Annotated in this window: 22 protein-coding genes; 18 read left to right on the top strand and 4 right to left on the bottom strand. The window is 72.7% G+C overall.

Features of this window, described 5'->3' with window-relative positions:
* Nucleotides 1-4: 4 nt before the first annotated feature.
* A complete protein-coding gene (locus tag ACFQQI_RS21055; protein ID WP_378568239.1) occupies nucleotides 5-523 on the bottom strand; it encodes an inorganic diphosphatase in 519 nt (172 codons plus the stop codon).
* An 86-nt stretch (nucleotides 524-609) separates the two neighbouring features.
* Here ACFQQI_RS21055 and dacB point away from each other — a divergent pair, with 86 nt between their 5' ends.
* The 12 genes from dacB to ACFQQI_RS20995 all read left to right on the top strand — a co-directional run bounded on the left by dacB (nucleotide 610) and on the right by ACFQQI_RS20995 (nucleotide 11,708).
* Nucleotides 610-2,025 (top strand): D-alanyl-D-alanine carboxypeptidase/D-alanyl-D-alanine-endopeptidase, encoded by a 1,416-nt coding sequence (gene dacB, locus ACFQQI_RS21050; protein WP_378568237.1) that lies wholly within the window; start codon nucleotides 610-612, stop codon nucleotides 2,023-2,025.
* Between the two features lie 46 nt (nucleotides 2,026-2,071).
* Complete coding sequence (locus tag ACFQQI_RS21045) at nucleotides 2,072-3,109, top strand: zinc-dependent metalloprotease (protein ID WP_378568235.1); 1,038 nt, start codon at nucleotides 2,072-2,074, stop codon at nucleotides 3,107-3,109.
* A gap of 13 nt (nucleotides 3,110-3,122) precedes the next feature.
* Nucleotides 3,123-4,085 carry a tRNA lysidine(34) synthetase TilS gene (gene tilS, locus ACFQQI_RS21040; RefSeq protein WP_378568233.1) on the top strand — a complete coding sequence of 321 codons (963 nt, stop codon included), beginning with the start codon at nucleotides 3,123-3,125 and terminating at the stop codon, nucleotides 4,083-4,085.
* Between the two features lie 9 nt (nucleotides 4,086-4,094).
* Nucleotides 4,095-4,646, top strand: coding sequence for a hypoxanthine phosphoribosyltransferase (hpt, locus tag ACFQQI_RS21035; RefSeq protein ID WP_378568231.1), 552 nt, complete (start codon nucleotides 4,095-4,097; stop codon nucleotides 4,644-4,646).
* 295 nt (nucleotides 4,647-4,941) lie between these two features.
* The gene (gene ftsH, locus ACFQQI_RS21030; protein ID WP_378568229.1) at nucleotides 4,942-6,993 is read left to right on the top strand and encodes an ATP-dependent zinc metalloprotease FtsH; all 2,052 of its coding nucleotides are present in this window, start codon (nucleotides 4,942-4,944) and stop codon (nucleotides 6,991-6,993) included.
* Nucleotides 6,994-7,000: 7 nt separating this feature from the next.
* Nucleotides 7,001-7,615, top strand: coding sequence for a GTP cyclohydrolase I FolE (gene folE / locus ACFQQI_RS21025; RefSeq protein WP_378568227.1), 615 nt, complete (start codon nucleotides 7,001-7,003; stop codon nucleotides 7,613-7,615).
* A gap of 10 nt (nucleotides 7,616-7,625) precedes the next feature.
* The gene (gene folP, locus ACFQQI_RS21020; protein ID WP_378568225.1) at nucleotides 7,626-8,456 is read left to right on the top strand and encodes a dihydropteroate synthase; all 831 of its coding nucleotides are present in this window, start codon (nucleotides 7,626-7,628) and stop codon (nucleotides 8,454-8,456) included.
* Entirely contained in the window at nucleotides 8,453-8,818 is a 366-nt protein-coding gene (gene folB, locus ACFQQI_RS21015) for a dihydroneopterin aldolase (protein WP_378568223.1), read from the top strand. The genes folP and folB overlap by 4 nt, the downstream gene beginning before the upstream one ends.
* Complete coding sequence (gene folK / locus ACFQQI_RS21010) at nucleotides 8,815-9,384, top strand: 2-amino-4-hydroxy-6-hydroxymethyldihydropteridine diphosphokinase (RefSeq protein WP_378568221.1); 570 nt, start codon at nucleotides 8,815-8,817, stop codon at nucleotides 9,382-9,384. The genes folB and folK overlap by 4 nt, the downstream gene beginning before the upstream one ends.
* Nucleotides 9,385-9,391: 7 nt before the next feature.
* Nucleotides 9,392-9,871, top strand: coding sequence for a DUF3180 domain-containing protein (locus tag ACFQQI_RS21005; protein WP_378568219.1), 480 nt, complete (start codon nucleotides 9,392-9,394; stop codon nucleotides 9,869-9,871).
* Nucleotides 9,872-9,913: 42 nt separating this feature from the next.
* Entirely contained in the window at nucleotides 9,914-10,528 is a 615-nt protein-coding gene (locus tag ACFQQI_RS21000) for a hypothetical protein (RefSeq protein ID WP_378568217.1), read from the top strand.
* A 91-nt stretch (nucleotides 10,529-10,619) separates the two neighbouring features.
* A complete protein-coding gene (locus ACFQQI_RS20995) occupies nucleotides 10,620-11,708 on the top strand; it encodes a GNAT family N-acetyltransferase (RefSeq protein ID WP_378568215.1) in 1,089 nt (362 codons plus the stop codon).
* On the opposite strand, the gene ACFQQI_RS20990 is transcribed toward ACFQQI_RS20995, so the two are convergent.
* On the bottom strand, nucleotides 11,709-12,713 hold the full coding sequence (locus ACFQQI_RS20990; RefSeq protein WP_378568213.1) for an ABC transporter ATP-binding protein: 1,005 nt from the start codon (nucleotides 12,711-12,713) through the stop codon (nucleotides 11,709-11,711).
* A gap of 4 nt (nucleotides 12,714-12,717) precedes the next feature.
* On the opposite strand from ACFQQI_RS20990, the gene ACFQQI_RS20985 reads away from it, so the two are divergent.
* The 6 genes from ACFQQI_RS20985 (at nucleotide 12,718) to ACFQQI_RS20960 (ending at nucleotide 22,895) form a co-directional block, all read left to right on the top strand.
* Complete coding sequence (locus ACFQQI_RS20985) at nucleotides 12,718-13,434, top strand: ABC transporter permease (protein WP_378568211.1); 717 nt, start codon at nucleotides 12,718-12,720, stop codon at nucleotides 13,432-13,434.
* Entirely contained in the window at nucleotides 13,431-14,195 is a 765-nt protein-coding gene (locus ACFQQI_RS20980) for an ABC transporter permease (RefSeq protein WP_378568209.1), read from the top strand. The genes ACFQQI_RS20985 and ACFQQI_RS20980 overlap by 4 nt, the downstream gene beginning before the upstream one ends.
* A gap of 81 nt (nucleotides 14,196-14,276) precedes the next feature.
* Nucleotides 14,277-15,227, top strand: a complete 951-nt coding sequence (locus tag ACFQQI_RS20975; RefSeq protein WP_378568207.1) for a glycine betaine ABC transporter substrate-binding protein — start codon at nucleotides 14,277-14,279, stop codon at nucleotides 15,225-15,227.
* Nucleotides 15,228-15,229: 2 nt separating this feature from the next.
* Nucleotides 15,230-18,058, top strand: coding sequence for a CDP-glycerol glycerophosphotransferase family protein (locus ACFQQI_RS20970; protein WP_378568205.1), 2,829 nt, complete (start codon nucleotides 15,230-15,232; stop codon nucleotides 18,056-18,058).
* A 221-nt stretch (nucleotides 18,059-18,279) separates the two neighbouring features.
* Entirely contained in the window at nucleotides 18,280-21,846 is a 3,567-nt protein-coding gene (locus ACFQQI_RS20965) for a CDP-glycerol glycerophosphotransferase family protein (RefSeq protein ID WP_378568203.1), read from the top strand.
* The gene (locus ACFQQI_RS20960; RefSeq protein ID WP_378568201.1) at nucleotides 21,843-22,895 is read left to right on the top strand and encodes a sulfotransferase family protein; all 1,053 of its coding nucleotides are present in this window, start codon (nucleotides 21,843-21,845) and stop codon (nucleotides 22,893-22,895) included. The genes ACFQQI_RS20965 and ACFQQI_RS20960 overlap by 4 nt, the downstream gene beginning before the upstream one ends.
* Nucleotides 22,896-22,901: 6 nt before the next feature.
* On the opposite strand, the gene ACFQQI_RS20955 is transcribed toward ACFQQI_RS20960, so the two are convergent.
* Together ACFQQI_RS20955 and ACFQQI_RS20950 are read right to left on the bottom strand one after the other, a co-directional pair.
* Nucleotides 22,902-23,822, bottom strand: coding sequence for a sulfotransferase domain-containing protein (locus tag ACFQQI_RS20955; protein WP_378568199.1), 921 nt, complete (start codon nucleotides 23,820-23,822; stop codon nucleotides 22,902-22,904).
* Entirely contained in the window at nucleotides 23,819-25,225 is a 1,407-nt protein-coding gene (locus ACFQQI_RS20950; RefSeq protein ID WP_378568197.1) for an SDR family NAD(P)-dependent oxidoreductase, read from the bottom strand. The genes ACFQQI_RS20955 and ACFQQI_RS20950 overlap by 4 nt, the downstream gene beginning before the upstream one ends.
* Nucleotides 25,226-25,368: the final 143 nt, after the last annotated feature.

Here is a 25,368-nt window from a genome sequence, read left to right as displayed (position 1 = left end):
CCGGTCAGTGACCCTCGGTCTTGAGCCGCTCGAAGGAGGCGTGCACCTCGGTCTCGGCCTCGGTGCGGCCGACCCACTCGGCGCCCTCGACGGACTTGCCGGGCTCGAGGTCCTTGTAGACCTCGAAGAAGTGCTGGATCTCGAGGCGGTCGAACTTCGAGACGTGCGAGATGTCGCGCAGGTGCTCGAGGCGCGGGTCGGTCGCGGGGACGCAGAGGACCTTGTCGTCGCCGCCGGCCTCGTCGGTCATCCGGAACATGCCGATCGCGCGGCAGCGGATCAGGCAGCCCGGGAAGGTGGGCTCCTGGAGCAGCACCATCGCGTCGAGCGGGTCGCCGTCGAGGCCGAGGGTGTTCTCGATGTAGCCGTAGTCGGCGGGGTACTGCGTCGACGTGAAGAGGGTCCGGTCCAGGCGGATGCGGCCGGACTCGTGGTCGACCTCGTACTTGTTGCGCTGACCCTTCGGGATCTCCACCAGCACGTCGAACTCGAGCACGTCTTCCTCCGCCGATCTCGGGACCATCGTCTTGCGAACAGGTGACCCGTCGCACGGGTCCAGGTCAGTCTCGCGCACAATGACGGCAAACGCGCAGTCGGAAGGGGTCAACGGTGGGGAGACGTGACGCACACCACCCGTCGCGCGCGGCCTCCCGTGTCGCCCTCTGGCTGCCGGTCCTGCTGGTCGTCGGGCTGCTCGGCGGAGCGGGTACGGCGTACCTGGTCGACGGCCAGCCCGACCCCGACGAGGAGCCGGCGAGCGTCGAGCCCCCCAGTGGGCTCGCGCTGCCGGCCCTGGCCGAGCCGAGCCCGGTCGCGGCCGTCGCCACCGGGGTCGCCGACCCCGCGAAGGTGCGCCGGGCCGTCGCCCGCCTGCTGCGCGACGAGGACCTCGGGCCGCACGTCCTCGCGACGGTGGCCGGCGTCGACGGGACCCCGCTGTACTCGAAGGGCACGGACGACGCCGTGCCCGCCTCCACCCTCAAGCTCCTCACGGCCGCGGCCGCGCTCGAGACCATGGGCCCGGAGCACACGTTCGCAACCACCGTCGTCGCGCCGGGCCGGAAGCGGATCGTGCTGGTCGGCGGCGGCGATCCGCTGCTCGCCGCGAAGCGCCCCGGCAAGGACGGCTACCCCGACGTCGCCGACGTGGTGACGCTCGCCAGGGACACGGCCGCCCGTCTGCTCGAGCGTGGCACCACGCGGGTGCGGGTCGGGTACGACGCGACGCTCTTCAGCGGGCCCGACGTCAACCCGCACTGGCCGGACTCCTACATCCCCGACGGGGTGGTCGCGCCGATCCAGTCGCTGTGGGTCGACGAGGGCCGCCCCGAGTCCGGGTTCGGCCGCGTCGAGGACCCCGCGCAGGCAGCGGCCACGGCTTTCGCGACGGCGCTCGCCAAGGCCGGCGTCGAGGTGGTGGGGATCCCCGAGCCCCGGCAGGCCGACCCGGCCGACGACGAGCTCGCCCGGGTCACCAGCCCGCCGCTCTGGCAGGTCGTCGAGCACACCATCTCGACCAGCGACAACGAGGCCGCCGAGGTGCTCGCCCGACACGCCGCCCTGGCGACCGGGGCGCCCCCGACGTTCGCCGGCGGCGCGGGCGCCGTGCTCGACACCGTCGCCGCGCTGGGCGTGCCCACCGACGGCGCCGAGGTGTACGACGGCAGCGGGCTCTCCCGCGACAACCGGCTCGACCCAGACACGCTCACCGGCGTGCTCGCGGTCGCCGCGGCACCCGAGCACCCCGTGCTGCGGACGGTGCTCACCGGGCTCCCGGTGGCCGGCTTCACGGGGTCGCTGACCGAGCGGTTCACCCAGGACGTCGACGCGCCCGGCCGGGGCGCGGTGCGGGCCAAGACCGGCACGCTGACCGGGGTGAGCGGGCTGGCCGGCACGGTCGTCGACCACAGGGGCACGCCGATGGTGTTCGCGTTCCTCTCCGACCGGATCGACCCGGTCGACACCCTCGACGCGCGCGCGGCGCTCGACCAGATCACCTCCGCGCTGGCCGACTGCCGCTGCTGAGCGGCTGCGCCCGGCGTACGTTGCCGCGCACGGGTAACGTCCCCGTATGAGCAACCCCGGCCCGAGCATGGTCGACTGGGACCTCGCCGTCGCGATCGGCTCCCGTCTCGCCGGCCAGGGACCCGTGGTGAGCCGCGAGGACGCGGCGGCGGTCGTCGCCGAGCTGCGGGCCGACGCCGCCCGGTCGACCGGGCTGGTCCGCGGGTTCACCGGGCTCGACGCAGCCGACGGCACCGCGCCGGTCGTGGTCGTCGACCGCCCCGGCTGGGTGCAGGCGAACGCCGACGGCTTCGCGACCGTGCTCGCCCCGGTCGTCGACAAGCTCGCCGGCCGGTCGAAGACGTCCGGGCTGGCCCACGCGGTCGGCTCCCGGGTCACCGGCGCCGAGGTCGGCGGCCTGCTCGGCTTCCTGGCCGGCAAGGTGCTCGGCCAGTTCGACCCCTTCCACCCGCCCGCGGGCCGGCTGCTGCTGGTCGCGCCGAACATCGTGCACGTCGAGCAGGAGCTCGGCGTCGACCCGCACGACTTCCGGCTCTGGGTGTGCCTGCACGAGGAGACCCACCGCGTGCAGTTCACGGCCGTGCCGTGGCTCGGCGACCACCTGCTCGCGCAGATGCACGCGCTCGCCGACTCGCTCGAGCCCTCCGGCCTGCTCGACGACGGGGTCCGGCGGATGGTCGAGTCGCTCAAGGGCGGCGCGCGGGGCGGCAACCTGCTCGAGGCGGTCAGCACGCCGGAGCAGAAGGAGATCATCGACCGCGTCACCGGGGTGATGTCGCTGCTCGAGGGCCACGCCGACGTCGTGATGGACGGCGTGGGCCCGCAGGTGATCCCGACCGTCAAGGACATCCGCAAGCGCTTCAACAAGCGCCGCCAGGGCGTCGGCCTGCTCGACCGCACCCTGCGCCGACTGCTCGGCCTCGACGCGAAGATGGCGCAGTACCGCGACGGTGCGAAGTTCGTGCACACGGTCGTCGACAAGGTCGGCATGGCCGAGTTCAACGCGATCTTCGAGCGCCCGGAGAACCTCCCGTCCAAGGCCGAGATCGGCGAGCCCTCCGCCTGGATCGCCCGAGTGCTCTGAGCCGGGACCGACGATGACGCTCCACCCGGCGGTCGCAGCCGTCCGCCTCGCCGTACGCCGCTCGCTCGTCGACGTCGAGCCTGGACGCACGGTCGTCGTCGCGTGCTCGGGCGGACCCGACTCCGTCGCGCTCCTGTCCGCCACCGTCTTCGAGGGCCGCAAGGCGGGCTGGCACGTCGTCGGTGTCACCGTCGACCACGACCTCCAGGAGGGGTCGGCCGAGCACGCCGCGGCCGTCGTCGAGCAGATGGCCCGGATGGGCGCCGACGAGACCGTCACCGCGCGGGTGCGCGTCGAGGGGGGCGGGCTCGGGCCCGAGGCGGCGGCACGCCGGGCGAGGTACGCCGTCCTGGAGCAGGTCGGCGACCGCTTCGACGCCGCCGCCGTGCTCCTCGGCCACACCCGGGACGACCAGGCCGAGACGGTGCTGCTCGGACTCGCGCGCGGCTCCGGCGGCCGGTCGCTCTCGGGCATGCGCCGCCGCTACGACCGCTTCGTGCGCCCGCTGCTCGACGTCGGGCGGGACGACACCGTCACCGCCTGCCTGGTCGAGGGGCACGCGACCTGGGACGACCCGCACAACCGGGATCCGGCGTACGCCCGCTCCCGGGTCCGGCACACGGTCCTCCCGGTGCTCGAGGAGCACCTCGGGCCCGGCGTCGCCGAGACGCTCGCGCGCACCGCCGACCAGCTGCGCGCCGACATGGACCTGCTCGACGACGTCGCCGAGGCGGCGTACGAGGACCTGCGCGGGCTCCCCGTCGACGGGCTCCTGCGCCAGCCCACCCCGATCCGGCGCCGGGTTCTCAGGCTCGCGGCCCTGGCCGCGGGGTCCCCGGCGTCCGAGCTCTTCCACGAGCACGTGCTCGCGATGGACGCGCTGCTGACCGACTGGCGCGGCCAGAAGTGGGTCGACCTGCCCGGCCGGGTCCGCTGCACCCGGGTCGACGGCGTGCTCCGACTGGAGTCGGTTTAGTCTCTCGCCATGGACGCATCCGACGTGCAGGACGACCTCGTCAACGTTCTCTTCACCGAGGAGCAGATCCACGATCGGCTCCGCGAGCTCGCGGACGAGATCGAGACCGACTACGAGGGCAAGGACCTGCTGATCGTCGGCGTCCTGCGCGGCGCGGTGATGGTCATGGCCGACCTCGCCCGCAGCTTCGGCCGGCACCTCGAGATGGACTGGATGGCGGTGTCGTCGTACGGCTCCGGGACCAAGTCCAGCGGCGTGGTGCGGATCCTCAAGGACCTCGACACCGACATCTCCGGCCGCCACGTGGTCATCGTCGACGAGATCATCGACACCGGCCTGACGCTGTCGTGGCTGACGTCCAACCTCGCCTCCCGCAACCCCGCGAGCGTCGAGATCTGCACGCTGCTCCGCAAGCCGGAGGCGCTGACCATGCCCGTCGACGTGAAGTACGTGGGCTGGGACATCCCGAACGAGTTCGTGGTCGGCTACGGGCTCGACTACAAGGAGCGCTACCGCAACCTGCGCGACATCGGCACGCTCGCCCCGCACGTCTACTCGTGAGCGGGGACGCGTCAGCGGACCCGCTGATGGTGGTCGAGCAAGCCGCGCGACCGAGCTTGCGAGGTCGCGACCGGCGTGTCGAGACCCGGTGACGGACGCGCCGACGGCGATCTCGACAGTTCCGGGGTCTCGACAGGCTCGACCACCGGCGGAGTCGCGACTCGGTCCGGATGCACCGCGCGCGACGATTCCTGAGACAATGTTGATTGGCGATGGTGTGTAACGTCGTCAGTTCAGTTGAGCGTCCAGGCGGCCGCACGGTCGCCGGACGGCCAGGTCGTGTCGAGAGAAGCCTGTGAAGCGCATATTCAAGGGTCCGTGGCTGTGGATCGTCCTCGCCGTGGTGGGCGTGCTGCTCGCCCTCCAGTACCTCGCCCCCAACGGCGGGTACGACGAGATCGAGTCGTCGAAGATGGAGTCCTACATCTCGAGCGGCGAGATCAAGGAGATCACCTTCGTCGACGGCGGTGACCAGCAGATCAAGGCGACGCTCGACAACGGCGACAAGGTCACCTCGTTCTGGCTGGACGGCACCCAAGCCGAGCTCAAGAGCGAGATCCAGACGCAGACCGACGAGGGCGCCGTCGAGAAGTTCAACGTCGAGGTCCCCAAGCCCAGCCTGCTCGGCTCGATCCTCGCGACGCTGCTGCCCTTCGCGCTGATCATCCTGCTGTTCCTCTTCCTGATGAACCAGGTCCAGGGTGGCGGCGGCCGCGGCGTCATGCAGTTCGCCAAGTCGCGCGCGAAGCTGATCTCCAAGGACATGCCGAAGACGACGTTCGCCGACGTCGCCGGCTGCGACGAGGCCATCGAGGAGCTCGGCGAGATCAAGGAGTTCCTCCAGGAGCCCGCCAAGTTCCAGGCCGTCGGCGCCAAGATCCCGAAGGGCGTCCTGCTGTACGGCGCGCCCGGCACCGGCAAGACACTGCTCGCCCGCGCGGTCGCGGGCGAGGCCGGCGTGCCGTTCTACTCGATCTCCGGCTCGGACTTCGTCGAGATGTTCGTCGGCGTCGGCGCCTCGCGCGTCCGCGACCTGTTCGAGCAGGCCAAGGAGAACGCCCCGGCCATCGTCTTCATCGACGAGATCGACGCCGTCGGCCGCCACCGCGGAGCCGGCATGGGCGGCGGCCACGACGAGCGGGAGCAGACCCTCAACCAGCTGCTCGTCGAGATGGACGGCTTCGACGTCCGCGGCGGCGTCATCCTGATCGCCGCGACCAACCGGCCCGACGTGCTCGACCCCGCGCTGCTGCGCCCGGGCCGCTTCGACCGCCAGATCCAGGTCGACGCCCCCGACCTCGCCGGTCGCGAGCAGATCCTCAAGGTGCACGCCCGCGGCAAGCCGCTCTCCCAGGACGTCGACCTGCGCGCCGTCGCGCGGCGTACGCCGGGCTTCAGCGGCGCCGACCTCGCGAACGTGCTCAACGAGGCCGCGCTGCTGACCGCGCGCGGCAACCAGAAGCTGATCACCTCGCAGACGCTGGACGAGGCGATCGACCGCGTGATCGCCGGCCCGCAGCGGCGGACCCGCCTGATGAGCGAGAAGGAGAAGCTGATCACCGCCTACCACGAGGGCGGCCACGCCCTCGTCGCGGCGGCGCTGCCGGGCACCGACCCGGTCCACAAGATCACGATCCTGCCGCGCGGCCGCGCGCTCGGCTACACGATGGTGCTGCCCGACGAGGACAAGTACTCCCAGACCCGCTCCCAGATGCTCGACTCGCTCGCCTACATGCTGGGCGGCCGGGCGGCCGAGGAGCTGATCTTCCACGACCCGACGACCGGTGCCGGCAACGACATCGAGAAGGCCACCAACGTGGCCCGGGCGATGGTGACGCAGTACGGCATGACCGAGCGCCTGGGTGCGATCAAGCTGGGCGAGTCCAACTCCGAGCCGTTCCTCGGCCGCGACCTGGGCCACTCGCGCAACTACTCCGAGGACGTCGCCGCGATCGTCGACGAGGAGACCAAGAAGCTGCTCGCGACCGCCCACCAGGAGGCGTTCGAGATCCTCGACGAGAACCGCGACGTGCTCGACGCGCTCGTGCTCGAGCTCTTCGACAAGGAGACGCTCGACAAGGAGCAGGTGGCCCGGATCTTCGAACCGCTGCGCCGCCGCCCGGCGCGACCCGCGTGGACCGGCTCCGACCAGCGGGTGCCGTCGACGGTGCCGCCGGTCGAGATCCCGCAGTGGATCAAGGACCGCGCGGCCGCCAACGGCCAGTCCGGCGACGAGCCCGAGGCGGGCGCCGTGCTGACCCCGCCCGGCGCGGGTGGCGACGTGCACGGCGACCCCGTCGAGGGTGGCGCCCGCCCGCGGCCCGAGCCTCCCGCACCGGGAGCCTGACCAGCCGATGACGGACTCCATCCGCGCCGATTCGCGCCGTCCGGACGAGATCCCGGCCTTCGACCAGCCGCGTGCCGAGGCCGCGGTCCGCGAGCTGCTGACCGCGATCGGCGAGGACCCCGACCGCGAGGGCCTGCGCGAGACGCCGGCCCGGGTGGCGCGGGCGTACGCCGAGCTCACGGCCGGCCTGCGGATGTCCCCGGAGGACGTGCTGACCACGACGTTCGACATCGGCCACGACGAGATGGTCCTGGTGCGCGACATCGAGCTGTGGTCGATGTGCGAGCACCACCTGGTGCCGTTCACCGGCGTCGCGCACGTCGGCTACATCCCGGCCGAGAGCGGCAAGATCACCGGGCTGTCCAAGCTGGCCCGGCTGGTCGACCTCTACGCCAAGCGCCCGCAGGTGCAGGAGCGGCTCACGACCCAGGTCGCCGACGCGCTCATGGAGCTCCTCGAGGCCCGCGGCGTGATCGTGGTGATCGAGGCCGAGCACCTCTGCATGACGATGCGCGGTGTCAAGAAGGCCGGCGCCCGCACGATCACCTCGGCGGTGCGCGGCACGATGCTCTCCAACGCGACCACCCGGGCCGAGGCGATGGCGCTGATCCACCGCCGCTAACCTCGTGGGCATGCCGACGACCCCCCTCCTCATGGGCGTGGTCAACGTGACCCCTGACTCGTTCTCCGACGGCGGTCGCTGGCTCGAGCCCGACGCCGCCATCGCGCACGGTCGGCAGCTCGTGGCCGAGGGCGCCGACATCCTCGACATCGGCGGCGAGTCCACCCGCCCCGGCGCCACGCGCCCCCTCGTCGAGGAGGAGCTCGGCCGGGTCATCCCGGTCATCACGGCGCTCGCCGCCGACGGGGCGACCGTCTCCGTCGACACCATGCGCGCCGAGGTGGCCGAGGCCGCCGTCGCCGCCGGCGCCTCCGTGGTCAACGACGTCTCCGGCGGGCTGGCCGACCCCCGGATGCACGAGGTCGTGGCCGCGACCGGTGCGTCGTACGTCGCGATGCACTGGCGCGCGCACGCCGACCACATGCGCGACTTCGCGGTCTACGACCGACCGGGTGGTGTGGTCGCCGCCGTCCGCGACGAGCTCGCCCAGCGGGTCGAGGCGATGCTGGCGGCGGGCATCGAGCCCTACCGCATCGTGCTCGACCCCGGGCTGGGGTTCGCGAAGCGTCCCGAGCACAACTGGGCGCTGCTCCAAGACCTCGGGACGCTGCGCGAGCTCGGCTTCCCGCTGCTCGTGGGCGCCAGTCGCAAGTCCTTCCTCGGCCGGCTCCTCGGCGCCACCGGGACCCCGCGCCCGGTCGACGAGCGGGAGCACGCCAACACCGCGCTCACGGTGCTGCTGGCCCAGCAGGGCGTGTGGGGCCTGCGCGTCCACGACGTACGAGCCTCGAAGGACGCCCTGAGCGTGCTCGAGCGCATGACGGGAGAGGGGGACCGATGACCGACGAGCTCGCCGTGCTCGGCATCGAGTGCTACGGCCACCACGGGGTCTTCGAGTTCGAGAAGCGCGAGGGACAGGTGTTCGTCGTCGACCTCGTGCTCGGCCTCGACACCGCCCCGGCGGCGGCGAGCGACGACTTGCGGCACACCGTCGACTACGGAAGTCTCGTGGCCTCGGTGAAAGCCGCCGTGGAGAAGGATCCGGTCGACCTGATCGAGACCCTCGCCCAGCGGATCGCGGACGTCTGCCTCTTGGACGACCGTGTTGAATGGGCGCGGGTGACGGTTCACAAGCCGGACGCACCCATCGACGCGACGTTCTCGGACGTCGCGCTGACGATCACCCGGAAGGGCCGCCCGTGACTGAGACGCCGAACCCCCACATCATCGACGCTGACACGCTGACCGGCGAGATGCGTCCGATCCGTCGGGCGGTGCTGGCGCTCGGGTCGAACCTCGGTGAGCGGATGGCGAGCCTCCAGGGTGCCGTCAACGCCATCGCGGACACCCCCGACGTGTGGATCACCGGCGTATCGCCGGTCTACGAGACGGAGCCGGTCGACTCCCCGGTGGAGGCGAAGACCTACCTCAACGCCGTCGTGCTCATCGACACGACCCTCGCCGCCACGCGGCTGATGGACCGCGCGCTCGCGATCGAGGACGCCTTCGACCGCGAGCGCAGCGAGGTCCGCAACGCCCCGCGCACCCTCGACGTCGACCTCATCGTCGTCGGCGACCGGCGCAGCGACGACGAGTCGCTGCGGCTCCCGCACCCGCGCGCCCACGAGCGCGCGTTCGTGCTGCGGCCGTGGCTCGACGTCGACCCCGGTGCCGAGTTCCCCGACCTGGGCGCCGTCGCGGACCTGCTCGAGCGGGCCGACCAGAGCGGCATCAAGCTGCGCGACGACCTGGTCCTCGAGCTGCAGTGACCCTGCGGTGAGCGACGACCCGGACGACCGCCCGGGTCGACTCCGTCCGACCTCGGCCGCCACGCTCACCGCGTGGGGCGTCGTCGGGCTGGCCGGTGGCTGGCTGCTGCGGACGCTCGTGGTCCGGGCGGGCGGCACGCCGCCGATCGTGACCTGGGCCCAGCCGCTCGCGCTCGTCCTGGTCGCGGCGATCCTCGGCGCCACGGCGTACCTCACCTGGCGGACCGTGCACGTCCACCACCAGCGGCTCGAGCCGCACCAGGCCGTCAACCGGTTCGTGCTCGCGCGGGCGTGCGCGCTCGTCGGGGCGCTGGTGGCCGGCGGCTACCTCGGGTACGCCGTGAGCTGGGTCGGCGTCGGCACCGAGCTGGCCGACCAGCGGGTGGTGCGCTCGATCGTCGCCGGGATCGCCGGTGTTGCGATCGTCGTCACAGCTCTGCTGCTCGAGCGCGCGTGTCGCGTCCGTTCCGACGACGAAGAGCCCTAACGTGGTGACATGGCTTCCCCCCAGGCTCGACCGGAACGGCCCATGCCCGAGGCCGCTCGCTCAAGTCGGCGCAGGCAGCGCAGTACCCGGCTGACCGTCGCCGTCGCCCTCCTCGTGCTCGCCGCCGTCGTGGTGGTGGGTGCCATCGCGAGTGGCTCGTGGCTCCTCGTCACGGTCGCTGCCGCGCTCGGCGTGCTCCTCGGAGCCGGCGCCACCCGGATCACCCACTCGGAGCTGGTCGCCACCCGGCGCGACGCAGCCCGTGACCGCGCCGAGCAGGCGCAGGCCTACCGCCGCCTCACCGACGAGCGGACCGCCGAGAACGCCGCGTTCGCCAGCTCGATGGAGGAGCGTCTGCGCGGCCGGGAGCAGGCCGTCCGCGAGCTGGAGGACGCGCTCACCGCCGCCCAGCAGCGGGCCGCGGACGCCACCCGCAAGCTCAACGCCGAGGCGCGCCGTGCCGAGGCCGTCGAGCGCCACGGCCGCGAGGAGTCCGAGCGCCTCGGCTCCCGCCTCGCCGAGGCCGAGGAGCGCGCGGCCGAGGCCGTCGTACGCGTCGCCGAGCTGGAGCAGGAGCTCGACGTGCTCCGCGCCGAGCTCGAGAGCGTCACGGTCGCCTGGCGCGAGGCCGAGACCGGCCAGCGCCGCCACGCCTGACGCGTTCCCTGAGTCCGACATCACGCTGACCCGGCAGATTCTTTCTGCCGGGTCAGCGTCATCTCGGCCCCCGTGGGGCATGGTGACGACCGTGATCCCCGACCAGAACCGGTTCGAAAGCGATCCCGACACGGCCCTGGGCGACGTGCCCGGACTGCCACCGGGCTGGACCGTCGGGGTCCCCGACGCCTCGGATCGCTTCGACGTCGCTCGGCTCACGCACCTGCTGCGGGCCCACGAGCGACAGGGCCGCGGCTGGGCGGGCGCGGGGGTCGACGACGTGCTCGTCGAGGTCTCCGAGCACGGCCTGAAGATGCGCGAGAACGTCGTCGTGCGCGACGCCGACCGCGACATCCGCGCCTGGGGCAGCGTCCACGACCGGTCGGTCGGCCGGATGCTCTTCGTCCACGTCGTCGGGCGCGACCTCCCCGACGCCGTCGCCGACCGGTGCTCCGAGCTGCTCGTCGAGTGGGCGCAGGTGCAGGCGCGCTCGGTCGGCGCCGCCCGGGGCCTCGAGGTCCAGCAGATCGACACCGGCGCCTTCCAGGACGACGAGCGGCAGGCGCGCTGGCTGACCGACTCGGGCTTCGAGCGGGTCCGCACCTGGTGGCAGATGAGCCGGCCGGTCGCCGCCGACGAGACGGACCTCGTGCCCGACCCGGAGCGCTGGGAGGACGAGGGCGTCGTCGTACGCCTGGTCAGGCGGGCCGGCGGCGGCATGCCCGACGAGGACGACCTGCGCGAGCTGCACGAGGTGCTCGAGGGCGCGTTCGTCGACCACTTCAACTCCAGCGAGGAGACCTTCGAGGAGTTCCTGCACCGGCTGCGGGAGGACCCCGGCCACCGCTGGGACCACTGGTGGCTCGCCGAGCTCGTCGACGGCCCGGAGCCCGAGCCGGTCGGCGCCCTCATCGGCACCGTCTCGGAGGCCCCGGACGCCCCCGACGGCTCCTACGTCTCCTACCTCGGCGTGCTCGCCTCCGCGCGCGGCCGGGGCGTGGCGAAGCGCCTGCTGCGGACGATCATCTCCGACGCCGCCCGGCGCGGCCGCAACCGCGTGGGCCTCGAGGTCGACGCCGACTCTCCCACCGGTGCCGCCGGCCTCTACACGTCCATGGGCTGGGCGACGAAGTACGCCACCGAGTCGTGGCACCAGGACGTGCCGGTCGAGGAGGCCTGATCAGGCGTCCATCTCCGCCAGCGCGGCCCGGAGGGCCCGGTGCACGCCGTTGGGCGTGAGGACGCCGACGAAGCGGGCGCCGTCCCGGACGCCGACCATGCCGCGGTCGTCGCGCAGGAGCACGGCGAGGGCGTCCCCGAGGGAGATGTCGAGGCCGACGGCGGCGCCGAGGTCGCCGGTGCGGACCCCGTCGAGCGACTCCACGTGGGCGGGGTCGAGCGGGGTGACAGCGAGCCGGCGCAGCCCCGAGGTCGAGCCGACGAACTCCGCGACGAAGTCGTCGGAGGGGCGCCCGAGCAGCCGGGTCGGGGTGTCGAACTGCGCGAGGCGGCCACCGGCCGCGAAGACCGCGACCCGGTCGCCCAGGCGCACCGCTTCGTCGATGTCGTGGGTGACGAAGACGACCGTCACGCCGAGCTCGTCCTGCAGCCGGAGGAACTCGTCCTGCAGCCGGGTGCGCACCACCGGGTCGACGGCGCCGAACGGCTCGTCCATCAGCAGCACCGGCGGGTTCGCGGCGAGCGCCCGGGCGACCCCGACGCGCTGCTGCTGGCCGCCGGAGAGCTGGTGCGGGTAGCGGTCGGCGTACGTCGCGGGGTCGAGCCCGACCAGCTCCAGCAGCTCGCGAGCGCGTGAGCGGGCGACCGACTTCGACTCGCCGTACAGGAGCGGGACCGTCATCACGTTGGCGAGGATCCGCTGGTGCGGGAACAGCCCGACCTGCTGGATCACGTAGCCGATGCTGCGCCGGAGCTGCACCGGATCCTTGCGGGTGACGTCCTCGCCGTCGATCTCGATGCGGCCGGTGCTCGGCTCGATCAGCCTGTTGATCATCTTCAGCGTCGTGGACTTCCCGCACCCCGACGGGCCGACCAGGCAGACCAGCTCCCCGCGGGCCACCTCGAGGTCGAGCTCGCGCACGGCGACGGTGCCGTCGTCGTACGTCTTCCCGACACCCGAGAGCCGGATCAGGGGGTGGGCGCCCGGCGGCGGGGTAGCGTCCATGCGCGTGACCCTACTCGTGGCCCGGCTGTCATCGGCGGAGGAGCCGAGCTGCTACAGCCGGCTCACCAACGAGTGGTTCTGTCGTGACTACCTCCAGGACTACCGGCACGAGATCGTCGACGCCACGGTCCAGCACCTCCAGATCACGATCGCCGCGGTCGTGCTCGGCGTGCTGGCGGCCTTCCCGCTGGCACTGCTCGCCCGACGGCTGCCGCGGCTCGAGTCCACGATCCTCGGCGTCTCGACGGCGCTCTACACGATCCCCTCGCTGGCGCTGCTGCCGCTGCTGGTGCCGTTCACCGGGCTCACGATGACGACGGTCGTGATCGGCCTCGCGATCTACGCGCTCACCGTCCTGGTGCGCAGCATGCTCGAGGGGCTGCGGTCGGTGCCGGCCGAGGTGAAGGAGTCCGCGACCGGCCTGGGGTACGGCGCGACCCGGCGCCTGCTCAAGGTCGAGCTGCCGCTGGCGCTGCCGGTGATGATGGGCGGCCTGCGGGTGGCGACGGTGTCGACGGTCGCGCTGACGACGATCGGCACGATCGTGTCCTTCGGCGGCCTCGGCAACATGATCAGCGACGGCGTGCTCACCAACTTCCGCGCCGAGCTGATGACGGCCTCGGTGCTGTGCATCGTGCTGGCCGTCGTCCTCGACCTGCTGATCGTCGGCTCGCAGTGGCTGCTGACGCCCTGGACGCACCGGGGGGTGGCGCGAGCATGAACACCCTGTCCGACGCCTGGGACTACCTGACGACCGCCTCGAGCTGGACCGGCGAGGGCGGCATGCTCCAGCTGATGGGCCAGCAGCTGCTGCTGACCGTCACCGCGCTGCTCGTCGCCATGGTGATCGGCCTGCCGATCGCGCTGTGGCTCGGCCACCTCGGCCGGGGCTCGCTGCTGGCGATCAACGTCTCGAACGTCGGGCGCGCGGTCCCGACCTTCGCCCTGCTCGCCCTGCTGGTGGTCGCCGACTGGCCGGGCACGCGGGAGCTCGGGCCGTACGGCCGGGCCGGCCTCGCCACGATCATCGCGCTGACGCTCTTCGCGCTGCCGCCGATCATCACCAACGCCAACATCGCCGTGCGCGAGGTCTCGCCCTCCGTGCGCCAGGCGGCCGACGGGATGGGCATGACCGGCGCGCAGAAGTTCTGGCGGGTCGAGCTCCCTCTCGCCGCCGGGCTGGTCCTGTCCGGCGTCCGGCTCGCGCTCGTGCAGGTGTGGGCGACCGCGACCATCGCGGCGCTGGTCGCAGGGCCCGGCCTGGGCGAGGTCGTCATCGACGGGTTCCGCCGTACGAACTACGGCAAGGGCATCGCCGGCGCGATCGTGATCGCCCTGGTCGCGCTGGTGCTCGAGGCCATCGGCGCGATCGCCCAGCGGGTGCTCGACCCGGTCCCGCGTACAACGGTTCCGAAACGGCGTCGTGGAATGTCGGCGGGAGTCCCTATGGTTGCCGAGGAGACCGACCCCGTCGGCAGGTGACGACACCCGTCGTCTCTCGGAGACCTCCAGCTCGATCCGGACACGCGCGGCAACCCCCGCGGGACACAGAAGGTGAAGCACATGAACGTTCGACGATCCCTGGCGGCGGTCCTCGCCGTCGGGTCCTTGCTGCTGGCGACGGCCTGTGCCGACGACGACCTCGACGAGGCCAGCGACGACGAGAGCACCCCGGCGGCCTCGGAGGACCAGGGCCCGGTCAACATCGCCGGGCAGAACTTCCCCGAGGCCCAGCTGGTCGCGGCGATGTACGAGCTCCTGCTCGAGGACGCGGGCTACCAGCCCGACGTCACCCTGGTCGACGCCCGCGACGCCTACATGCCGACCTTCCCCGGTGACGTCGACGTCGTGCCGGAGTACGTCGGCGGCATCGTGAACTTCCTCAACGGCCGCGCCAACGGCGCCGACGCCGAGCCGTTCACCGCCGGCGACGGCGCGGAGCTGGCCGACCAGGGGCAGGCGCTGCTCGACGACGCCGGCATCTCGCTGCTGGACATCTCGCCCGCGACCGACACCAACGCGTTCTTCGTGACACAGGAGTACTCCGACGCCGAGGGCGTCACCACGCTCTCCGACCTCGAGGGTCAGTCCGTCGTGCTCGCCGCCGCGCCCGACTGCAAGGGCCGCCTCGACTGCGAGGGCGGGCTGTCGGACCAGTACGGCATCGACATCACCAAGGTCCTGCCGCTCGGCTACGCCAGCGAGCAGACCTACCAGTCGGTGCTCGACGGCGAGTCCCAGCTCGGCGAGACCAGCACCACCGACGGCACCCTCGACTCCCTGGGTCTCGTGGTGCTCGAGGACGACAAGCAGATCCAGCCGGCGCAGAACCTCGTCCCGGCCGTGAGCACCGAGTTCCTCGACGCGCACCCGGACGTCGCCGACGTGCTCAACCCGCTGATGGCGGCGCTGACCACCGAGAAGCTCACCGAGCTCAACGGGCGGATGGCCATCGACCGCGAGAAGGCCGAGGACGTCGCCGAGGACTTCCTCACCGAGGAGGGCCTGCTCTGACGTTGCGCGAGGGGACCCGGGCGGCCGCGCGACGCGTGCTCCCGGGGCGGGTACGCCGTGCGCTGAGGTCCGCGGTCCAGCCGTCGGTCGACGTCGTCGTGGTCGTCGACCCCGCTGACCGGCCGCGTCTCGACGAGGCACTGAGCTCGGTCAGGACCCAGGAGGGCGCCGCGCCGGGTGTGCTGCTCGCACCCGTCGAGGGCTCGTGGCAGCAGGCGGCGAACACCGCCGTCGCGTCCTCGACGGCCGACCTCGTGCTGCTGCTGCGCGGCTGCGACGTCCTCGCGCCTGACGCCGTACGACTGGCGGCCGAGCGGCTCGGCCGCAGCGGGCCAGCGGTCGGGCTCGGCCGGCTGGAGCAGGCCGGCGACCCGGACCCGTGGCTGCACCGCCTGCAGCGCGCGTCCGAGGCGCTCGAGCCGAGACTGGCCGGCACCGCGATCCGGCGCGCGACGTGGGCAGCTCTGTCGGAGCACGACGACTGGCTGTGCTCGCCGACGCTGGCGGGCCTGTTCGCCCAGCACGGCCCGCCCGCGCGGTGGGGCGAGCCGGCCGTCACGTGGTACCCCGACCACGGTGCCCGCGCCTACGGCGCCACCCCGAGCCCGCTGCCCGGGCTCGCGGCACTGGTCGAGCACTGGGCGCGGGTCGAGGGCCGGCTCGGCGAGGACGCGCGGCTGGCCGAGCGGTGGCGGCGTACCGTCGCCGGCTTCGAGCTCCCACGACTGCTACAGGATGCCGAGCGCGCCGACGAGGCGCAGTGGTCCGAGCTGCGGGCGCTGGCCGCGCACGCGACCGCGGAACCCGGCTGGACCCGCGGCGTCGGCGTCGCCGCCAAGGCCCTCGTGGCCCTGGCGGCCGCCGACCGCCGCGCCGATCTCGAGGTCGTCGCCGCCGACCTGCTCGGCCTCGGCGACGACCTGCGCACCGAGCGTCGTGGCGCCGACGTGCTCGCGGTCTGGCCGGTCGGCGACCTCTCCGACGACGTGCGCCGGCTCGACGACGGCGAGACCGCCGCGGAGGTCCACGTGGCGCGCACCGGCTCGGTCACGACCGACCTGTGGATCGGCGTACCCGGGGTCGACCTCGACGGGGCCGACATCTCGGTCGAGGTACGCGAGGGGGACGGCCCGCAGCTCCCGACCGTCCTGACCGACCACGAGGAGGCGACCCGGTGGTGGGACCGCCGCTTCCAGAGAGCGGTCGCGGTGCGTGTCGACGTCGCCGGACCTGCCCGGCTGCGCGGCGTCGTGCGCGCGGGCGGGGTGGTGCGCACCGCCGAGGTCGACGTGCCGCCGCCCAGCGGTCCGCCCCGCAGCCCGGTCACCGTCACCGGCCTCGACGTCGAGGGCGACGACCTGGTGCTGAGGGTCAGCGGCCCGACCGACGACCTGCGGGTGCTGCGCCGCGGTGTCGTCCCGGTCCCGGTCCCGCAGCACCGCGACGGCGATCGGCTCCGGATCGGCCTCGAGACCGACCTGTTCGGCCGGGCGACGGCGCTGCCGCCCGGGAGCTACCGGGTGGTGGTCGGCGCCGGAAATGTCGCCGTGACCGGCGAGCTCCGCGGCCGACTGCCGATCGAGCGCCGCACCGCGCGGCACCGGGTGCGGGCGCATCTCGGCCCTCGGGGCGGCCTGGTGCTCGAGCTCGGCCCGCCGCTCGCCGACGACGAGGCCGGCCGCTACGCGCAAGAGAGCCTGCAGTCGGCGTACCGCCTCGACGACCGGCCCCTCGACCCCGCGCTCGTCTACTTCGAGAGCTACGCCGGTCGCACCGCCACCGACAGCCCGCTGGCGATCTTCGAGGAGCTCCACCGGCGCCGGCCCGACCTGCGCCTGGTCTGGGGCGTCGCCGACGGCGGCCAGGCCGCGCCGCCGGGCGCGGAGCCGGTGCTGCTGCGCAGCCGGGAGTGGTACGCCGTGCTCGCCCGCGCCCGGGCGCTCGTGCTCAACACCGACACCGAGGCGTGGTTCCGGCGGCGGCCCGGGCAGCACCTGCTCCAGACGTTCCACGGCTACCCGTCCAAGGCGATGGGCGCGAGCCAGTGGGAGGCGCAGGAGTACTCGCCCGCGTGGATCCGGGAGCTGCGCTCCCGCGGGGTCGACACGTGGAGCACGATCCTCACGCCGACGCCGGAGATGACCCACCACTACCGCGAGCAGTACTCCTACGCCGGCCCGGCCCTCGACCGCGGCTACCCCCGCGACGACGCGCTGGTCGCGCCCGACGCGGGGGACCGGCGGGCCGCCACGCGACGCCTGCTCGGCATCCGCGACGACCAGACGGCCGTGCTCTACGCGCCGACCTGGCGCGAGCACCTCGCCTTCCGCCCGCGCGGCGCCGCGATGACCGAGCACCTCGACCTCGCCGCGGCGGCCGCCGCCCTCGGCGACGGCTTCGTGCTGCTGCTGCGCGGCCACCGCTTCCACGCGCCGGCCCCGGTCGATGCCCCCGGCGCCCGGGTCGTCGACGTCACGGCGTACCCCGAGGTCAACGACCTGATCCTGGCCGCCGACGCCAGCGTGCTCGACTACTCGTCGATGCGCTTCGACATCGCGCTCACCGGTCGGCCGATGGTCTTCCTGGTGCCGGACCTCGACGACTACGCGAGCGGCAGCCGGCGCTTCCTCTTCCCCTTCGAGGAGTCCGCGCCCGGTCCGCGCGTGGTCGACACGGCTGGCGTCGTGGAGCAGCTGCTCGACCCGGCGCTGGCCGACCGCTGGGCCGGCCCGATCGCGGACTTCAACGCCCGGTGGAACCCCTGGCAGGACGGCCGTGCGGCGGCCCGCGTGGTCGACGCCCTGGAACGGGTCCTTATCGAGGACGCGTGATCCGCCTCCCAGGGCCGTGGGTGGATGCAGGACCGCACGCACCCAGCCGTTAGGTTGGTCGGCGTGTCACGCGACGAGTCATGCCCGGGGATCGCGCAAGCGAGCGGCGTTCGGCGCCGCGCTGGCAAGGCGTCGGCGCGACGGCAGGCTCGGTGCCTTTCGAGCGTCGGCAACGAAGCCAGCGTGGATGCCGGGCGCCGCGTAGCGTGCGAGGCCTGGGCATGAGTCGTCTTGCCGCTCGTCGTCACCAGGCGGCCGTCCTCGGCCGCCGGGTCGCCCGCCGCGCCGCGCGCACCGGCATCGGCCGCCGCATCCGGCCACCGCACATCAGCGTGATCGTGCCGTTCTACAACGTCGAGAGCTACATCGCGGAGTGCCTCGACAGCATCGTCGCCCAGGACTTCACCGACTTCGAGGTCCTGCTCGTCGACGACGGATCGCCCGACGGGTCGCGGGCGATCGCCGAGCAGTACGCCGCGCGCGATCCGCGGTTCCGCATCGTCACGCGCGAGAACGGCGGCCTCGGCGCGGCCCGCAACACCGGCGTACGCGCGGCTCGCGGCCGGTTCCTCACGTTCGTCGACTCCGACGACAGCCTCACGCCGTGGGCGCTGCGCCGGCTCCACGAGACCGCCGTCCGCACGGGTTCGGACATCGTCGTGGGGGCCGTGGACCGGTTCAACATCGCGAAGGACTGGTGGCCCACCTGGGTGCCCGAGGTCCACGACGACCTGCGCCAGCGGGTGACGATCGCGGAGTACCCGGCCCTGCTGCGCAACCTCTACACGTGGAACAAGCTCTTCCGTCGCAACTTCTGGGACGCCCAGGACCTGTGGTTCCGCGAGGGCGTCGCCTACGAGGACCAGCCGATCGTCACCCAGCTCTTCGCGCGGGCGGCGGCGATCGACGTCATCCCCGACCACGTCTACCGCTACCGCGCCCGTGACGACCTGAGCTCGATCAGCCAGCAGACGGCGAGCATCAAGGACCTGCGCGACCGGATCGCCGCTTGGCACGTCAGCCGCGAGGTGCTGACGAAGGAGCTCACGCCCGAGCTGTACGACGAGTGGCGACTCACGCTCTTCCAGGTGCACTTCCACTGGTACCTGACCAGTGGCGGCACCGTCGACGACGACTACTGGGCGGAGCTGGTCGCCGCCATCCGCGAGCTCGCCGAGGGCGCGCCGGACTGGGTGTGGGAGCAGACCCTCCCCAACCGGCGCCTGCTGGTCCAGCTCGCGATCCAGGACCGCCGCGAGGACCTCCAGGAGCTGGTCCGCCGCAAGGTCCAGAACCTCCCGCCGTGGCCGTCCCGGCTGCGCGAGGACGGCGTGCTCCTCGAGCTGCCGCTGCTCGGCGACCCCGCGCTCCCCGACGAGCTCTTCGTGATCCACCCGGACCAGCTCCAGCTCTGGCACCACGTCGAGAACTTCCACTGGGAGACCGACCCCGACGGCGAGGTCGTCGCCCGGATCACCGGCCGCGCCTTCCTCGGCAAGGTCGACCTGGCGACCCACGAGCAGCGCGTCGCCGTCGTGCTCCGCGACGACCAGACCGGCGAGGAGCACGTCTGCTGGTCGACGGAGACGCCCGAGTCGTCGTTCGAGCCGCCGACCGAGGACGCCTGGTGCGACTACAACCCCGGGCTCTTCGGGGTGCGGGTCCCGATCGGCCGGCTCGCCGCCGCGGCGCGGCAGGGCTCGTCGTGGACGGTGCACCTGCGCATCGAGGTCGGTGACATGAGCGTGACCCGGCCGATGCAGCGGATGCTCCGCAGCGGCGCGGCCGGCCTGGTGCCGGCGGTGCTGCTGCGCGGCGGCGGCCGGCTGCTCACGGAGTGGCAGGTCAACCGGGTGCTGCGGCTCTCCGTCGACCGGACCGCCGCCGTCGTGCGCGACGTCGCCCTCGAGGACCGGACGCTGCGCGGCACCGTCGTCGACACCGCCGGGGTCGCGGCGATCGTGCTCAACGACGGCGGCGACCGTGCGGTCGCGCCGGTCGGCGGCGACGGGTCCTTCCAGATCACGCTCCCGCGGGTCGCCACCCCGAAGCCCGGCCACGCCGTCGAGTGGCGGTTGCTCGCCCAGCGGACCTCGGGCGGTCGCTCCGACATCGTCCCGACCGACGACACCTACGCCTACCCGGCCGGCGTCGCCCTGGCGGTCGACGTACGCCGCGACTTCGCGCTGATCGTCCGCGAGTTCGGCGCCGCCGTCCGCGTCGACAGCGCCGAGGTGGGCGAGGACGGCGTGCTCCGCATCGTCGGCCGCGTCGTGGGCCGCCCGGCCACCCGGCTGCGGATCCGGGCGCGCAGCAAGCGCAGCCTCGCCGTCGGGGAGTTCTTCCCGGTCACCGACGGCCGGTTCACCGCCGAGCTGGAGCTGCGGCACGAGGTCTACCGCTTCGGCAGGTGGCCGCTGCCGCTGGGCGACCACGACATCTCGGCGGACCTGACCGTCGCCAAGGGCGACGTCGTGCGGGTGCCGATGCAGGTGTCGCGCAAGCTCAACGAGCAGCTCCCGGCGCCGGTGCACACCAGCCGGATCGAGGGCCGCGTGGTGCGCGGCCCGGAGTCGATGGTCCGGATCTCGATCCTGCGGCCGATCGGCGACGGGCGCGGCAACTACCGCCAGAACCGGCTGCGGTCGGCGCCACGGCGTACGACCCTGACGCGCGGCCTGCTGCTGCGCTCGTACTTCGGCGAGCTCGCCACTGACAACGGCCTCTCGATCCAGCGCGAGCTCCAGCGCCGCGGCTCCGACCTACCGGTCTACTGGGCGGTGCACGACCACTCCGTCGTGGTGCCCGAGGGCAGCATCCCGGTCGTCGTGAACAGCCCGGAGTGGTACGAGCTCATGCAGTCGGCGAGCTACTACGTCGACAACATGTACCAGCCGGAGTGGCACCAGAAGCCCGAGGGCCAGGTGCTGGTGCAGACGTTCCACGGCTACCCGTTCAAGCAGATGGGCCACACCCACTGGCGCAACGTGCAGTTCTCGCAGGCCCGCATCGACTCCTACGACGAGCGCGCCCGGCAGTGGGACCACCTGATCTCGCCGGCCCGCTACGCGACGCCGCTGCTGCGGCGCGACTTCGCGTACGACGGGAACGTCCTCGAGATCGGCTACCCCCGCAACGACGTGCTCCAGTCGCCGCTCGCCGGGCCGATCCGCGAGGCGACCCGCTCCGCACTGGGCATCGAGCCGCACCAGAAGGCGGTGCTGTACGCACCGACGTTCCGCGACTACCTGTCGGTCGACGACAACAGCGCGTGGTGGCCGGACTTCCTCGACTTCGAGCGGGCCGCGTCGGCGCTCGGCCCCGACTACGTGATCCTGATCCGCGGCCACGCGTTCAACGCCCGCACGGAGCACCGGCTCGCGTCGCTGAGCGGCTGCATCGACGTCACCGACTACCCCGAGATCTCCGACCTCTACCTGGCTGCGGACGCCGCGGTCGTCGACTACTCGTCGCTGCGGTTCGACTTCGGCGTGACCGGCAAGCCGATGGTGTTCCAGGTGCCGGACCTGCAGCGCTACAAGGACACCCGCGGCTGGCTCTTCGACTTCGAGCCGACGGCTCCGGGGCCGCTGGTGTCGACGACCGACGACGTCGTCGACCACCTGCGCGACCTCGACCGGCTGGGCAGCGAGCACGCGTCGGCGTACGAGAAGTTCCGCGCGGACTACCTCGACCTCGAGGACGGTCGGGCGGGCGCCCGCTTCGTCGACGCCGTCATGGTCCCGCGGGGCGACGCGCCGCCGGATCCCGAGAAGGAGAACCGATGAAGCAGCTGATCCTCATCACCGGGACCGGCCGGAGCGGCACGAGCACGATGTCGGGCACGCTGCACCACCTCGGGCTGTTCGTCCCGGGGCCCTACCTCGGCGCCAACGAGTCCAACCCCAAGGGGTTCTTCGAGTCGAAGTGGGCGGTGCGCTTCCACAAGGAGATCACCGACGCCGCGGGCATCCACGAGTTCGACAGCCGCCCGACGGCGTTCGGGCGCGTGCAGGACGCGGTCACCGACGACACCCGCAAGCGGCTCGTGGCGTTCCTCGCCGAGCAGGCCGAGCAGGGCGACCAGGTCGTGGTGAAGGACCCGCGCACGGTGTGGATCCAGGAGCTGTGGCGCTCGGCCGCCGCGGAGGTCGGGCTCGACCTGCGCTGCATCTCGATGCTGCGGCATCCCGCGGAGGTGGTCGGCAGCCGCTCGACGTACTACGCCAACCCGGACGACGAGGCCGCCCGCCGCCGCTACGAGACGTTCAACGTCGCGCGCTGGATCAACAACTCGATCGTCAACGAGCGCGAGACCCGGGGGCTGCCGCGCGCGTTCGTCCGGTACACCGACCTGCTCACCGACTGGCGGCCGGTGCTCGCCGGGCTGGGGGAGGACCTGGGGCTGCGGTACGACGTCGACGTGACCACCGACGCGCCCACCCCGGTCGACGACTTCATCGACCCCGACCTGCGCCGGCACCGCGTCACCTGGGACGACCTCGAGGTGCCCGCCGACCTGCAGGACGTCGCGCAGCGCATCTGGGACGACCTCGACGTGCTCGCCGACAGCCACGGCGTCGACGCGACGGTGTCGGCCGACCTCGACACCCTCTCCACTCGCTACGACCGCCTGCTCGCCGACGCCACCGCGATCAGCCACGACGCGATCGAGGAGGTACGCCGCGACGCCCGCGCCGCCGGGGCCCGCGAGGCCCGGAAGTCGGCCCCGCCCGCCCCGGCCACGGTCGCCGACCGCCGGGTCGGCGACACCGGCAGCAAGGACCTGCTCCGGGTCGTGGGTGGCCGGCTGCGCGGCAAGCTGCGCCGGCGCTGACGCCCGTCAGCCCCGCAGGCCGAGCTTCCCGACCAGCTTGTCGCGGAGCTCGGCGACGGACATCTTCCCGTCGATCACCTTGACCGTCGACCAGCCGCTGATGTCGAGACCGGAGAGCTCGGCGAACCGGGCGAGGTCAGGGGCGTAGACGTCGACGAGGCGCTGGACGTGCTCGACGCTCGGCGCCGCGCCCTCGTTGCTGGTGGGCGTCTGGTTGCGGTGCAGCCGCTCGGGGTACTTCTCGAAGCGCGGCAGCGAGAGGTGGTCGGTGACCCGGTCGAGCACCCCCTCGGGGTCGGTCGCGATCTCCTTGAGGTCGAGCAGCAGCCACTGCTCGCGCGGGAAGTGCGCGAGGCCGCGCTCGAGCTGCTGGCCGTAGAGGCCGCGCGTGTAGAGGGAGCGCCGGCGCAGCTCGTAGGGGCTGACGCCGTCGGGGATCTCGTCGGGGATCCGCGGGTCGGCCCACAGCTCGATGGTCTCCGGTACGTCGGGGAAGTCCGTGTCCCGCGAGCGCTGCATCGACCACTGGGAGAGCGCCCGCTCGATCGGGTCGCGGAAGGTCGCGATCAGCGGCAGGTCGGGGTTGTAGCGCTGCATCCGCTCGAGCCCGCGCGGCCAGAAGAGGTACTCCGGCGTCGCGTCGCCGGCCATCGTCTGCTGCTCGCTGCGCGCCGGGCGCACGTAGTCGGAGTAGTCCGGGTCGGCCCAGTCGACCTGCTCCATCATGAACAGGCGCATCTCCTTCTCGGGTCCGCGCGCGATGTTCTTGTGGGCCGCCAGCATCATGTAGACCGTGCTGGTCGCGGCCTTCTGCACGCCGACGATCGAGAAGTTGACCGGCACCCGGAGGGGCGCCTTCTCCAGGGCCGCCAGCCGCCGGAGGCGGCGGTTCTGCACGGCGTTGGGGTGGAGTCGCGGGGCGTTCATCGGTCCTTCTCGTGCGGGTCGTCCTTGCGGACGTCGTAGATGTGTCCGGTCTGGGGGCTGAGCAGCACGTCGAGCGACGTCTGGGCCACGGTCTGGGAGTCGAGCAGCGAGCCGGGCGGCTCCTGGCCGAACGCCTTCGTCCGCATCGGGGTCGCGGTGCGCTCGGGGTTGACGCAGTTGACGCGTACGCCGTCGCCGGCCCACTCGTCGGCGAGCGCCTGGGTGAGGTTCACGGTCGCGGCCTTCGCCGACGAGTAGAGGCTGTAGCCGCTGCGGCCGCGGGTGTAGGAGCTCGACGTGAAGAGCAGCAGCGAGCCCTGCGTCTCCCGCAGGAGCGGGAAGAAGACCTGGGCGATGAACACCGGGGCGAGGTAGTTGACCTCGGTGGCGTTGTAGATGGTCTCCTCGGTGGTGTCGATCAGCTCGCCGCGGGGGAGCACGCCGGCGGTGTTGACGACGAAGTCGACCCGGCCGGTCTTCTCCAACACCTGCTTGGCGGCCTCGGCGATGTCCGCGCGCCGCTCGACGTGCGTGCCGGTGCTGGACCGGCTGAACGTGAACACGTCGGCGCCCAGCTTGCCGGCGAGCTCGGCGATGTCGGCGCCGATGCCGTAGCTGCCGCCGAAGACCACCATCGTCTTCCCGGCGAGCGCGTCACGGTAGTCGGCCTCGGTGCCGGGCGCCGGGAGGTCGTTGCTGGTGAGCTGGAAGAGCTTGTCGGCGAGGTAGACGTCGATCGGCTCGGTGACCTTCATGTTGCGGTCGTCGCCGGCGACCACCCAGATCGGCTGGTCGGGGAGGTAGCGCAGCACGACCGTGCAGTCGTCGGTGGCGACGAAGTCCGGGTCCTTGCCGGCCTCGACGTACGCCGCCCGGATCACCTCGGAGCGGAACGCCTGCGGGGTCTGGCCGCGCCGCAGCGCGGCGCGCGGCGGGATCTCCCGGATCGTGTTCGCGGGCCCGACCTCGATGATCGTGTCGGCGGACGGGATGGCGACGTCCACGGCCGGGTGGGTGTGCAGCGCCTCGAAGCACTCCTCGATGATCCGGGCCGACACGAACGGCCGCACCGCGTCGTGGAAGAGGACGTGGCACTCGTCGTCGCCGATCGCCTCCAGGGCGCGCCACGTGGTGTCGTTGCGCGTCTCGCCGCCCTCGAGGATCTGGCTGACCTTGTCGTAGCCCCCCTTCGAGACGATCGCGCGGACGGCGTCGAGGTGCCCCGGGGCCATCATGATCACGATCTCGTCGACCAGCGGGTGCTCGTGCAGCGCGATCAGCGAGTGCTCGAGGATCGTGCGGCCCGCGACCTTGAGCAGCTGCTTCGGGATCTCGAGCCCGATCCGTGCCCCGACGCCCCCGGCGAGGAGGACGGCGACGCGGCGCTGAGAGCTCGAATCCATGCCGGATAGTGTCGCAGACGGGCCTCAGCGGGCTGGTGCCGCCCGGCGCCGCCCGTGCGGGCCGGAGCGCCCGCCTCCGTTACAGTTCCACCCGGACTGAACGGGGCGCCGAGGCACCGTCGGACGACGCCCGGGAGGTGTGG

Source organism: Nocardioides sp. GCM10030259 (assembly GCF_042666375.1).
Lineage (GTDB): Bacteria > Actinomycetota > Actinomycetes > Propionibacteriales > Nocardioidaceae > Nocardioides.
Note: the sequence above shows the minus strand (reverse complement) of the source record. Positions and strands in the feature narration are given on the sequence as shown.